The following is a 12052-nucleotide window of genomic DNA, read 5'->3' on the forward strand; positions in this document are numbered from 1 at the left end:
GCAGCCATTCGCCAGGAGTTCGATCTTCAACTCAAGTGAGCGGGCAAGGGCGCAGGCTTCGTTGTGATCTTCGCGGAAACCTCTTACACGGCCGGGAGGAATTCACGGGGTGTCTGGGTCGCCTTGATGCTGATCATCTGCGAGCGCGGCACCATGATGTCGCGTACTTGCAGGTCAGCCACCTGAATGGCGCCTTCGACGATGGCCAGCGCTTCGCTGTCCAGCAGTTTGTTCTGATGTGCATCACGCAGTAGCTCAAGGAGCTCCTGACGGTTCTTCGGCTCGTGGGCAAAAGCCTGGGTCAGTTTACCCAGCCATGACTTCTGCCCGTTGCTCGATCGATCTTCGCTCATAGCGATTACTCTGAATCCTTTGTTGTAACGATAGGGGATGTTTCGGGTTCGTCGTCCGCGTACGGATCGGGATAGCCCAATTCGGCAAGCAACTCGCGTTCCAGTGCTTCCATTTCTTCGGCTTCTTCATCATCTATATGGTCGTAACCAAGCAGATGCAAGCAGCCGTGAATGACCAGATGTGCCCAATGGGCCTTTAGTTCCTTGCCTTGCTCGGCAGCTTCGCGCTCAACCACCGCCACGCAGATCACCAGATCGCCCAGCAGCGGGATATCGAGAAACTCGTCGGGCACTTCGGCCGGGAACGACAGGACGTTGGTCGCGTAATCCTTGTGACGCCAGGTGTGGTTGAGCTCGCGGCCTTCTTCCTCATCGACCAGACGAATGGTCATTTCCGAGTCGGCGGTGCGCTGGCGCAGGGCCAGCTCGCACCACAGACGGAAGTCGGCTTCACTCGGCGCGCTCGCTTCAGTCGCGATTTGCAGGTCTAGCTCAAGCATTTCGCGAGGTGTCCTTGGGGGCTTCGTCACGGTTTTCGAAGCGCTCGTAGGCTTCGACAATCCGCTGGACCAAAGGATGGCGTACGACGTCTTTAGGCTGGAAGTGCGTGAAGCTGATGCCCGGCACGTCTTTGAGCACTTCAATCACGTGGTGCAGGCCCGACTTGGTGCCTTTCGGCAGGTCGACCTGGGTGATGTCACCGGTGATGACAGCTGTGGAGCCGAAGCCGATCCGGGTCAGGAACATTTTCATTTGTTCGACGGTGGTGTTCTGGCTCTCGTCGAGAATGATGAAGCTGTTGTTCAGCGTGCGACCGCGCATGTAGGCCAGCGGCGCGACTTCGATCACCTGACGTTCGATCAGCTTGGCCACGTATTCGAAACCGAGCATCTCGTAGAGCGCGTCGTAGAGCGGGCGCAGGTACGGGTCGATCTTCTGCGACAGGTCGCCGGGCAGAAAGCCGAGTTTTTCACCCGCTTCGACCGCCGGACGCACCAGCAGGATGCGGCGGATCTGCTCGCGCTCCAGTGCATCGACAGCGCAGGCCACGGCCAGGTAGGTCTTGCCGGTACCGGCCGGGCCGATGCCGAAGTTGATGTCGTTGCCGAGGATTTCCTTCACGTAGCGCAGTTGATTCAAGCCGCGAGGGCGAATCATGCCTTTCTTGGTGCGCAGGGCGACGGAGGCTTCAGCGGGGGCGTGATTGTCCAGCTCGACCACGGCCGATTCCTGCAGGAACAGGTGAACCGTATCTGGCGACAGCTCTGAACCTTTGGTTTCGCGGTACAGGCGACGAATCAGATTTTCCGCAGTCGTGGTGTGTTTGGGGTCGCCGATCAGCTCGAACTGGTTTCCGCGGTTGCGGATCTCGATGGTCAGGCGCTGTTCGATCAAGCGCAAATGCTCGTCGAATTGCCCGCACAGATTGGCGAAGCGGCGAGCCTCAAAGGGTTCGAGGATAAAACGATGTGGTTCTATGGGTGCGTTCAAGGTCGTATTTAGCCGCCCTGGGGCAATTAAGATGAAATCAAGGATAACGCCAGAGGCGTGGGTGCGAAAGCTCTTAAATATTCTTGGCGTCGAGACCGTCAAGATCGCAGCCTTCGGCAGCTCCTACAGGGGAATGTAATCCATGTAGGAGCTGCCGAAGGCTGCGATCTTTTGGATTTATTGGATCAGCGAGCCACGCAGCGAGTGCGGTTGCGCCGCATCGATGTGCACGTCGGCGAACTGACCGATCAAGGTTGGATTGTCGCAGCGGAAGTTGACGATACGATTATTTTCGGTGCGCCCTTGCAGCTCGCCCGGGTCTTTTTTCGAGTAGTCGGTCACCAGAATGCGCTGGATCGAACCGACCATCTGGCGGCTGATCTCGAAACCCTGCTGATTCAAGCGATGTTGCAGCGCGTTCAGGCGTTCCTTCTTCAGCTCTTCCGGGGTGTCGTCGGCCAGATCGGCAGCCGGGGTGCCCGGGCGCTGGCTATAAACGAAGGAATAGGAGAAATCGAAACCGACGTCGGCAATCAGCTTCATGGTCTGTTCGAAATCTTTCTCGGTCTCGCCAGGGAAGCCGACGATAAAGTCCGAGCTGATGCAGATCCCCGGCACAGCGGCGCGCAGTTTGCGCAGCTTGGATTTGTACTCAAGTGCGGTGTGGTTGCGCTTCATCGCCGCGAGAATCCGGTCGGAGCCCGATTGCACCGGCAAGTGCAGATGCTTCACCAGTTCCGGCACGTCGGCGTGGGCCTGGATCAGGCTGTCGGAGAATTCCAGCGGGTGCGAAGTGGTGTAGCGAATACGGTCGATGCCATCAATCGCGGCGACCACACGTATCAGTTCGGCAAGATCCGCCAGGCGCCCGTCATGGGTGGTGCCGCGATAGCCGTTGACGTTCTGCCCGAGCAGGGTCACTTCACGTACGCCGTTTTCAGCGAGGTGGATAACTTCGGCGATCACGTCATCGAACGGCCGGCTGACTTCTTCGCCTCGGGTGTAAGGCACCACGCAGAACGTGCAGTACTTGCTGCAGCCTTCCATCACCGACACGTAAGCGCTCGGGCCGTCGATGCGTGGCTCGGGCAAGTGGTCGAATTTTTCGATTTCCGGGAACGACACGTCGACTTGCGGCAGCCTGGTGATGCGCGCGGCGTCGATCATTTCCGGCAGGCGGTGCAGGGTTTGCGGGCCGAAGACCACGTCGACGTAAGGCGCGCGATCACGGATCGCCGCGCCTTCCTGGCTGGCGACGCAACCGCCGACGGCGATCACCATCTCCGGGTTGGCCAGTTTCAGTTCGCGCCAGCGGCCGAGCTGTGAATACACGCGATCCTGGGCGCGTTCGCGGATCGAGCAGGTGTTGAGCAGAATCACGTCGGCGTCTTCGGCACGCGCGGTGACTTCCAGGGCCTGATGTTCACCCAGCAGATCGACCATGCGCGAGCTGTCGTACTCGTTCATCTGGCAACCGTGGGTTTCGATGTAAAGCTTCTTGGCCATGGATTAGGGTCATCACGTGATTCAAAGAACCGCGCATTATAGGGAACAAGCCTTCAGGTTCCTACCGCTGCGCGTCCGGTGGCTATGCTATAGTTTGCGCCCTCATTTTTATCCCCGATGTTATCCCCCCGCCATGACCAAACGCGAAGCTCCAATCTATAAGGTGATTTTCCTCAACCAGGGCCAGGTGTTCGAAATGTACGCCAAGCAGATCTATCAAAGTGATCTGTGGGGTTTTCTGGAAGTGGAAGAGTTCGTCTTTGGCGAGCGCACGCAAGTGGTCGTTGATCCGAGCGAAGAAAAGCTCAAGGCGCAGTTCGAAGGCGTGGTACGCAGCTTTGTGCCGATGCATTCGATTGTGCGCATCGACGAGGTTGAGCGTCTGGGGACCCCGAAAATCAGCGAAGCACGTGGCGCGGTCGGCAATGTGATGCCGTTTCCGATGCCGATGCCTGAGAAGTAAGCCGTTCAGATGATCGTTCCCACGCTCTGCGTGGGAACGCCGCCTTCGACGCTCTGCGTCGGTGACGCGGAGCGTCACGGGATGAATTCCCACGCAGAACGTGGGAACTATCGCTGATCAGGGAAGAGGCGAAAACGGCGTACGCCCATCGGCGCTCTGCAGTTCCATCAGGTATTTACGGAAAATTTGCCCGAGCACCTGCGTGGCGGTTTCGAGGTCTTCGCGGGACATTTTTTCGGAGACTTCGTCGGCCGTGTCCAGCGCGTCTTCAGCGCCGTTGACCGCAGCCATCTTCAACACGATGTACGCCTGAATGTTGTTGGCTTGCACGCCTTCACCGTGGAAGAACATGGTGCCCAGTTTGAATTGCGCCTGAGCATGGCCTTGCAGCGAGGCTTTTTCGAAGTAGCTCAGGGCTTGATTGAGGTCGCGCGGCGCATTCTTGCCGTCGTAGTAGAACTCACCCAACTCGTATTGCGCTTGCGCATCCCCTTCGTCCGCCGCTTTCTGGCAGGCGGCCAGTGCCTGCGTGACGTCTTGCGGCTGAGTATTGAGGGTGCAACGACCCATCGCCGGGATCAACAACGAGTTGCCGCCTGCTTGTGCATGCGCGAGCAGGGGCTGAAGGAGCAACAGGCAGCCCAAGGCAAGGGTGCGGCCGGTGCGGTTCATGGGAATCGACTTACCTCTGAAGGGCACGCGGACCCATCGAGGGATCCAATAAGCGCGCATTATGAAATAAGCAGGGCCAACCTTACAAAGTCTTTACTCGTTTTTCTGCTGCACGGGGAATATATCGCCCACTTTATGGGGGATTTTTAGCAGGAGCGTCGGAAAAACGGCATGGATGTAGGTGAAGGCTGACGCTGGCAATAGCCAACGTCAGCGGTCGTGCGATTATTTCAGTGCGGCGAAGGCGCGCTCGGCAGCGTCCAGCGTCAGTTTCAACTCGGTTTCGCCGTGAGCGATCGAGGTGAAACCGGCTTCGAAGGCGCTCGGTGCCAGGTACACGCCACCTTCCAGCATCAGGTGGAAGAAGCGACCGAACAGTGCAGCGTCGCTGGCCATCACGTCTTCAAAGGTGACGATGTCATCGGCGCCGCTGAAGTACAGACCGAACATGCCGCCCGCCTGAGTGGTCACGAACGGAATACCAGCCGCATCGGCGCGTTGTTGCAGGCCGTCGAGCAAACGCGTGGTGTAGTCGGTCAGCTCGGCGTGGAAACCCGGACGGCTGATCAGACGCAGCGTGGTCAAACCTGCGGCCATCGCCAGCGGGTTACCCGACAGCGTACCGGCCTGATACACCGGGCCCAGCGGCGCGATGCGTTCCATGATTTCACGCTTGCCACCAAAGCAGCCGACCGGCATGCCGCCGCCGATGATCTTGCCGAATGTGGTCAGGTCAGGATTGACGCCGTAGTACGCCTGAGCACCACCGAGGGCAACGCGGAAACCGGTCATCACTTCGTCGAAAATCAGCACCACGCCATGTTTGTCGCACAGCGAACGCAGGCCTTCGAGGAAACCCGGTGCTGGTGGTACGCAGTTCATGTTGCCGGCCACTGGCTCAACGATGATGCACGCCACGTCCTGACCCACTTCGGCGAGCATCTGCTCAACCGCGTCGATGTCGTTGAACGGCAGGGTCAGGGTGTGTTTGGCGAACGCGGCTGGCACACCGGCCGAGCTCGGTACGCCTTGGGTCAGTGCGCCGGAACCGGCCTTGACCAGCAGACTGTCGGAGTGGCCGTGGTAGCAGCCTTCGAACTTGATGATGCTGTCGCGGCCGGTGTAACCACGGGCCAGACGGATCGCACTCATGGTCGCTTCGGTGCCGGAGCTGACCATGCGCACCATGTCCATCGACGGCACGAGCGAGCAGACCAGGTCGGCCATCTCGGTTTCCATCGCAGTCGGCGCGCCGTACGACAAGCCGTGTTGCAGCTGATTGCGCACTGCGTCGAGCACGTCCGGATGGCTGTGGCCGAGGATCATCGGGCCCCACGAGCCGACGTAGTCGACATAACGCTTGTCGTCTTCGTCGGTAACGTAAGCGCCTTCGGCGTGTTTGAAGAACAGCGGCGTGCCGCCAACACTCTTGAATGCGCGGACTGGCGAGTTCACGCCACCGGGAATGTGTTTCTGGGCGTTGGCAAACAGGGTTTCGGAACGAGACATGATCGGGCTCTCAATCTTCAGGATTTGAACAATTCGTTGAACGCGCGGGCGCGGCGGGTCACTTCGGCGGTGTTTTCGGCACCGAACAAACCATGGACCACGGCGAGCAGGTCGACCCCGTGGGCTACCAGCGGCGGCGCGTTGTCGAGGGTGATGCCGCCAATCGCGCAGATCGGCAAGTGCAGTGTGCGTTTGGCGTCGTCGAGCAGGTCGAGGCTGCACGTCGGCGCGCCGGGCTTGGTGTTGGAATTGAAAAAGCGGCCGAAGGCGACGTAACTCGCGCCTTCTTTGGCCGCTTGTTCGGCCAGCGCGATTTGCGCGTGGCAGGTCGAGCCGATGATCGCTTTCGATCCGAGCAGGGCGCGAGTCGGCGACAGCGGGCCGTCGGTCTGACCCAAGTGCACGCCGACGTTCAGGCGTGCGGCCAGTTCGGCGTCATCGTTGATGATCAGTTGCGTCTTGTAGCGCTCGCACAGATCGCGCAACGCTTCGGCCTCGCGCAGACGGCGGGCCTCGTCGTTGCTCTTGTCGCGGTATTGCAGCAGGGTGACGCCGCCTTCCAGCGCCGCCTCTACGTAAGACAGAAACTTGCCGGCCAGCAATTCGCTGTCGGTGATGGCATACAGGCCACGTAGTTTCATCGGGCAGACCTCACGACGTTACGAGCAGAAATCCAGCGGCAGACGACGCGGGACGAACTGGCCTTTGCCCAGCTGTTCGGCATCGCGCAGGGTGCGCCAGGTGTAATCCAAAGCACTGCGCACGGCGCTGGCGAGGTGTTCGCCCTGCGCCAGTCGACCGGCCAAAGCACTGGCCAACGTGCAGCCGGAACCGTGATAGCTGCCCGGCAGACGCTGACAGATAAAGGTTTCACGCAGACCGTCGCGGCTGTACACGCGGTTGTGGATTTCAGTTTCGTCACCGTGGCCGCCGGTGATCAGCAGGTTTTTGACGAACGGCAGGAGTTTTTCAGCGCACTCGTCCGCGGTGCCTTCGGGCAGTTCGGCGAGGATGCGAGCTTCAGGGAGGTTGGGGGTGGCAATGATCGACAGCGGCAGCAGACGCTCGCGCATCGCATAACCGACCTCGTCCTTGCCCAGACGTCCGCCACCACCTGCGCGCAGCACCGGGTCGCAGACCACCGGCAAGTGCGGGTGCGCCGAGAGCAGTTCGACAACGGTGTCGACCATTTCCAGCGAACCGAGCATGCCCAGTTTGACCGCTGCGACTTCGGAGTCGTTGAGCACGGCATTGGCCTGAGCCAATACCCACTCACGGTCGAGGACGCGGAAGTCAGTGACGTTGACGGTGTCTTGCACGGTCAGGGCGGTGACGGCCGGAGCCGCATGGCAACCCTGCGCGAGCAAGGCTTCGATATCTGCCTGCAAGCCGGCGCCACCACTGGGGTCGTGGCCGGAGAGACAGAGGACAACGGGGCGGGAACTGTAGATATTCATGGTGCGCGAGCTTACCACCAAAGCTGATTTTCGGGGGTAGGTGGTACAGCAAGATCACAAGATCGTCCGAACGCGGCCCGAGCTTCGGACGATCTTTTTGTCTACCTGACCAACCCAACAGCTCTAGCTCGCTGCTTTGCTCTGGAACGCCCGTCCTAGAGCCTTTGTAGGAAAAATTTCAATGGTGCTCAATGGCCATCAACGGCTATGCTAGTCTGGATCCAAACCAATAACAGGTAATACCGGTTTTACGTCTACTCAAAGGGAATGGGGGGCTTCCTGACACAACCGGACGAGCCACGCTGGGGCTTCAATGCGCTATTTGCTGATGTTGTTGTTCTGCTTGCCCCTAATGGCGAGCGCCGTCGAATTCGACGAATTTACCCAGAGCCTCCCTCTGGGCCGGTCGCTGCAAGTGTTCGAAGACCCGAGTGGTCAGGCGAGCATTGCCGATGTTCGCGCGCAGGCTGCTGCCGGCAATTTCAAAACTCACGATAAAGCCACGCTCAATGCCGGATACTCGCGCTCGGCGTTCTGGCTGAAGATCGACCTGCATTACCGTCCGAGTAATCCCGCCGCCCAGCGCACGTGGCTGTTGGAACTGGCTTACCCACCGCTCGACCATCTCGACCTCTATATGCCTGACGCCAGTGGCGACTATCGCCTCGTCCGCCAGACCGGTGACGCCTGGCCGTTCGCCAGTCGCGAGATCCGTCAGAACAACTATTTGTTCGACCTGTCATTCAAACCCGATCAACAACAGACCGTGTACCTGCGTCTGGCCAGTGAGGGCTCGATTCAGGCTCCGGTGACGTTGTGGTCGAGCACGGCGTACCTCGAAGACCAGCCGGTGCGCCTGTATGTGCTGGGCATCATTTATGGTGTGTTGTTGGGGATGGTGGTCTACAACCTGTTCATCTTCCTTAGCGTGCGCGACACCAGCTACCTCTACTACATCTTCTACATTGCTTCGTTTGGTCTCTATCAACTGTCGGTGAACGGTGCGGCGGTCGAGTACTTCTGGCCGGACAACCCATGGTGGGCCAACGCCGCGACGCCATTTTTCATTGGCTGCGCCGGCCTGTTCGGCAGTCAGTTCGCCCGCAGCTTCCTGCAGACCAAAAACCACAGCCGCTGGCTCGATCGCTTGCTGATCGGACTCATTGCATTCGGTGCGTTGGTCATCGGTCTGTCACTGATGACCAGTTACGCCCTGGCTTTGCGGCTGGCGACGACGCTGGCGCTGACCTTCACCGTGGTGATTTTTGCCGCCGGGATTCTCGCCTGGTGGCGCGGTTTGCGCGTGGCCCGTTACTTCATCATCGCGTGGTCGGCGTTTCTGCTCGGCGGCGTCGTCAACACGCTGATGGTGCTGGGCTTGCTGCCGAACGTGTTCCTGACCATGTACGCCAGCCAGATCGGTTCGGCCATCGAAGTAGCACTGCTGTCGCTGGCACTGGCCGACCGCATCAACGCGATGCGCGAGCAACAGGCGCAAACGTTGTACGACGCCGGGCAAAAACTCGAAGTGCTCAACCAGCAACTGGCCCATAGCAACAAGCTCAAGGATGAATTCCTGGCGACTCTGACCCATGAACTGCGTACGCCGATGAACGGCGTGATCGGTTCGCTGGAATTGATGCAGACCGTCGATCTGGATCCGGAACTTGAGCAATACCAGCAGACCGCCGCAGGGTCCGCGCGGGACATGATGCGCATGGTCAACGGCATCCTCACCCTCACCGAATTGCAGGCCGGCAAACTCAAGGCTGCACCGGGCAGTTTCAGCCTGCGCGCGGTGGTCGAAGCGTTGCGTGTGCAGTTCGACGGCAACGCGGCGAGCAAGTCGCTGGACTTCAAGGTTGAAGTGCTGCCGACCTTGCCGGATCGCTTGCATGGCGACAGCGCCAAACTCGCGCAATGCCTGGAATGTTTGTTGGATAACGCGATCAAGTTCACCCGCGTCGGTGGTCTGGCGCTACGGGTCACCGGCAAACCGTCGACAGACAATCGCCTGGCGCTGTCGTTTGCGGTGATCGACACCGGGATCGGTTTCACCGATCTGGGTGAGGCGACGATGTATCAGCGTTTCTTCCAGCTCGACGGTTCGATGACTCGCGAATACGGCGGCTTGGGTGTCGGTCTGGCAATCTGCCGACAGTTGGTCGAGTTGCTCGGTGGCAAGCTCACGCACCGCTCGGAACCCGGGCGCGGCAGCCGCTTCCAGCTGGATGTCGAGTTTGAGTTGCCTGTGGTTGAGGCGGCGTTGACGCCGATACCTTCACACGATTGCGTGCGTGCACCGCAGGACTGCACGGTGTTGCTGGTGGACGACAACAGCGTCAACCAACTGGTAATGCGCGGCATGTTGCTCAAGCTCGGTTTTCGCGTGCGCACGGCCGACAACGGCGCGGCGGCGCTCGAATGCCTGCAACGTGAAACAGTCGATGCGGTGCTGATCGATTGCCAGTTGCCAAGCCACGAAGGCGCTTCGTTGTGTTGCCAGATTCATGCGCTGCCGGGCTGCGCCAATCTGCCGGTGTTCATGCTGGCGTTGAACGCTGATCGCGAGCTTTGCGCAACGGGCGCCGCGATTGATTACCTGAACAAACCCGTGAAATTCGAAGATCTGCAGTCTGCGCTGGAGCGACGAGTGCTGTGCTGCTGATAGGGTAAAAGCGCCGCAAATTCGGCTGATATGACACTTTGACCGCTTGCGGTGCGGTGCTTAACTGAGTTCCCTGGTTGCCCAAAGGAGCCCCGTCATGAACCTGCATCAGTTCGCCGAAACCCACGAAGTCACCAACCAGCCGCCGTCGCTGGACGGCACCAACCTGTACCGCATCGACCTGCCGTTGCAGGAGTGGTCGCGCAGGTTTGGCGCCGCTTGGGCCGAGTCGCGAATCGATGCCTACGGCGCGCTGGCCGGTGGCCCGCTGATGGAAGCCGGGTTCCTCGCCAATCAAAACAAACCTACATTCGCCAGCCATGACCGCTACGGCCATCGCATCGACCTGGTGGAGTTTCATCCCGCTTATCACCAACTGATGCGTACTGCGATTGAGCATGGTCTGACGTCCCTGCCATGGACCCATCCACAGGACGGCGCCCATGTCGCCCGAGCCTCGATGAGTTACCTGCACAGCCAGGCAGAGGCGGGCAGCGGATGCCCGTTGACCATGACTTTCGCCAGCGTGCCGGCCCTGCGTTTGCAGCCGAATATCGCTGAGCAGTGGCTGCCGAAAATCCTCGCCACCGAGTACGACCCGCGCAATGTCGGTATGGCGCACAAGGCTGGCGTGACCATCGGCATGGCGATGACCGAAAAACAGGGCGGCACCGACGTGCGCGCCAACACCACCAAGGCTTACCCGGTCGGCGCCAGTGGCCCGGGGCAGGCTTATGAACTGGTCGGGCACAAGTGGTTCTGCTCGGCGCCAATGTGCGATGCGTTTCTCACGCTGGCGCAGACCGACAAAGGCTTGAGCTGCTTCCTGCTGCCGCGCCATCGCCCGGACGACACGCGTAATCAATTCTATATCCAGCGTCTGAAAAACAAACTCGGCAACCAGTCCAACGCCTCCAGTGAGGTGGAATTCCGTGGCGCGCTGGCGTGGATGGTCGGTGAAGAAGGGCGCGGCGTGCCGACCATTATCGAAATGGTCGCGATGACCCGTTTCGATTGCATGGTCGGTTCCAGTGCGCTGATGCGTCAGGCGTTGACCCAGGCCAGCCACCACTGCGCGCACCGCAAGGTCGGCGGCAAACTGCTCAGCGAGCAGCCATTGATGCAGAACGTGCTGGCCGATCTGGCGCTTGAAAGCGAAGCCGCGCTGGCCCTGAGTTTGCGCATGGGCAGGGCGCTGGATCATCTGGACGATCGCCATGAAGCGCAATTCGCGCGGTTGGTGACGGCGGTGGGCAAGTATTGGATCTGCAAGCGCGCACCGGGAATGATCAATGAAGCGGCGGAATGCATGGGCGGCGCCGGGTATGTCGAGGACAGCATCCTGCCGCGTCTGTACCGCGAGGCACCGGTGAATTCGACGTGGGAAGGTTCGGGGAATGTGCAGTGCCTCGACGTACTGCGGGCGTTGTCGAAAGAGCCGGGTGTGCTGGAGGTGTTGTTTAGCGAACTCGGTGACGGGCATGGCGACAAGCGTCTGGCCGCGCATATTCAGCAGTTGCAGGCGCAGTTCAAGGACACCAGTGACATTCAGTATCGGGCGCGGCAACTGACCGAAGACATCGCGCTCGGTTTGCAGGCCAAGCTGTTGCTGGAGGCGGGTAACTCGGTGGTCAGCGATGCGTTCATTGCCAGCCGACTGAGTGGTGGCGGCCGGGTCTACGGCGCCTTGCCGCGTGGGCTGGACGTCGAAGCCCTCGTCACCCGCTCGACCCCGCAAGGTTTTTGACTCAATCCCCCAGCACCATAAAACCCTGTGGGAGCTGGCTTGCCAGCGATGAGGCCGACACATTCAACATCAATGTTGGCTGACAGGCCGCCATCGCTGGCAAGCCAGCTCCCACAGTGATTCGCTTCGTCTGAAAGAATTGGGTACACCCATAACGCCACTGTTCCCGTGACGCCACGATGCAGG

Annotated in this window: 10 protein-coding genes and 1 pseudogene; 3 read left to right on the forward strand and 8 right to left on the reverse strand. The window is 60.0% G+C overall.

Annotated elements, in window-relative coordinates:
• Positions 1–86 precede the first annotated feature (86 nt).
• The 4 genes and pseudogenes from ACIF4X_RS14845 to miaB all read right to left on the reverse strand — a co-directional run.
• A pseudogene (locus tag ACIF4X_RS14845) lies at positions 87–353 on the reverse strand (magnesium/cobalt efflux protein); the annotation flags it as partial.
• A 5-nt stretch (positions 354–358) separates the two neighbouring features.
• The gene (gene ybeY, locus ACIF4X_RS14850) at positions 359–853 is read right to left on the reverse strand and encodes an rRNA maturation RNase YbeY (RefSeq protein ID WP_007909643.1); all 495 of its coding nucleotides are present in this window, start codon (positions 851–853) and stop codon (positions 359–361) included.
• Positions 846–1844 carry a PhoH family protein gene (locus tag ACIF4X_RS14855; protein ID WP_397482712.1) on the reverse strand — a complete coding sequence of 333 codons (999 nt, stop codon included), beginning with the start codon at positions 1842–1844 and terminating at the stop codon, positions 846–848. The genes ybeY and ACIF4X_RS14855 overlap by 8 nt, the downstream gene beginning before the upstream one ends.
• 177 nt (positions 1845–2021) lie before the next feature.
• Positions 2022–3350, reverse strand: coding sequence for a tRNA (N6-isopentenyl adenosine(37)-C2)-methylthiotransferase MiaB (gene miaB / locus ACIF4X_RS14860; RefSeq protein WP_126366647.1), 1329 nt, complete (start codon positions 3348–3350; stop codon positions 2022–2024).
• A 133-nt stretch (positions 3351–3483) separates the two neighbouring features.
• On the opposite strand from miaB, the gene ACIF4X_RS14865 reads away from it, so the two are divergent.
• Positions 3484–3813 carry a DUF1820 family protein gene (locus ACIF4X_RS14865; protein ID WP_003185742.1) on the forward strand — a complete coding sequence of 110 codons (330 nt, stop codon included), beginning with the start codon at positions 3484–3486 and terminating at the stop codon, positions 3811–3813.
• Positions 3814–3930: 117 nt separating this feature from the next.
• Here ACIF4X_RS14865 and ACIF4X_RS14870 read toward each other — a convergent pair whose 3' ends face one another.
• From ACIF4X_RS14870 to ACIF4X_RS14885, 4 genes are all read right to left on the reverse strand, one after another.
• Complete coding sequence (locus ACIF4X_RS14870; protein WP_003228518.1) at positions 3931–4485, reverse strand: tetratricopeptide repeat protein; 555 nt, start codon at positions 4483–4485, stop codon at positions 3931–3933.
• A 225-nt stretch (positions 4486–4710) separates the two neighbouring features.
• A complete protein-coding gene (hemL, locus tag ACIF4X_RS14875) occupies positions 4711–5994 on the reverse strand; it encodes a glutamate-1-semialdehyde 2,1-aminomutase (protein WP_397482713.1) in 1284 nt (427 codons plus the stop codon).
• Between the two features lie 17 nt (positions 5995–6011).
• Positions 6012–6635 (reverse strand): thiamine phosphate synthase, encoded by a 624-nt coding sequence (thiE, locus tag ACIF4X_RS14880; protein ID WP_397482714.1) that lies wholly within the window; start codon positions 6633–6635, stop codon positions 6012–6014.
• Between the two features lie 18 nt (positions 6636–6653).
• Positions 6654–7451, reverse strand: a complete 798-nt coding sequence (locus ACIF4X_RS14885; protein WP_007909650.1) for a hydroxymethylpyrimidine/phosphomethylpyrimidine kinase — start codon at positions 7449–7451, stop codon at positions 6654–6656.
• A 313-nt stretch (positions 7452–7764) separates the two neighbouring features.
• Between ACIF4X_RS14885 and ACIF4X_RS14890 the strand changes: the two genes are divergently transcribed.
• Together ACIF4X_RS14890 and ACIF4X_RS14895 are read left to right on the forward strand one after the other, a co-directional pair.
• Entirely contained in the window at positions 7765–10119 is a 2355-nt protein-coding gene (locus ACIF4X_RS14890; RefSeq protein ID WP_397482715.1) for a 7TM diverse intracellular signaling domain-containing protein, read from the forward strand.
• Positions 10120–10216: 97 nt separating this feature from the next.
• Positions 10217–11866 carry an acyl-CoA dehydrogenase family protein gene (locus tag ACIF4X_RS14895; protein WP_397482716.1) on the forward strand — a complete coding sequence of 550 codons (1650 nt, stop codon included), beginning with the start codon at positions 10217–10219 and terminating at the stop codon, positions 11864–11866.
• Positions 11867–12052 lie beyond the last annotated feature (186 nt).

The sequence above is a fragment of the Pseudomonas sp. NPDC085632 genome (assembly GCF_044541255.1).
Lineage (GTDB): Bacteria > Pseudomonadota > Gammaproteobacteria > Pseudomonadales > Pseudomonadaceae > Aquipseudomonas.

Bases quoted from the DNA above. Each gene is read 5' to 3' on its own strand.
- ybeY (WP_007909643.1), bottom strand. From the start codon at position 853: ATGCTTGAGCTAGACCTGCAAATCGCGACTGAAGCGAGCGCGCCGAGT.
- miaB (WP_126366647.1), bottom strand. From the start codon at position 3,350: ATGGCCAAGAAGCTTTACATCGAAACCCACGGTTGCCAGATGAACGAG.
- ACIF4X_RS14865 (WP_003185742.1), top strand. From the start codon at position 3,484: ATGACCAAACGCGAAGCTCCAATCTATAAGGTGATTTTCCTCAACCAG.
- ACIF4X_RS14870 (WP_003228518.1), bottom strand. From the start codon at position 4,485: ATGAACCGCACCGGCCGCACCCTTGCCTTGGGCTGCCTGTTGCTCCTT.
- hemL (WP_397482713.1), bottom strand. From the start codon at position 5,994: ATGTCTCGTTCCGAAACCCTGTTTGCCAACGCCCAGAAACACATTCCC.
- thiE (WP_397482714.1), bottom strand. From the start codon at position 6,635: ATGAAACTACGTGGCCTGTATGCCATCACCGACAGCGAATTGCTGGCC.
- ACIF4X_RS14885 (WP_007909650.1), bottom strand. From the start codon at position 7,451: ATGAATATCTACAGTTCCCGCCCCGTTGTCCTCTGTCTCTCCGGCCAC.
- ACIF4X_RS14890 (WP_397482715.1), top strand. From the start codon at position 7,765: ATGCGCTATTTGCTGATGTTGTTGTTCTGCTTGCCCCTAATGGCGAGC.
- ACIF4X_RS14895 (WP_397482716.1), top strand. From the start codon at position 10,217: ATGAACCTGCATCAGTTCGCCGAAACCCACGAAGTCACCAACCAGCCG.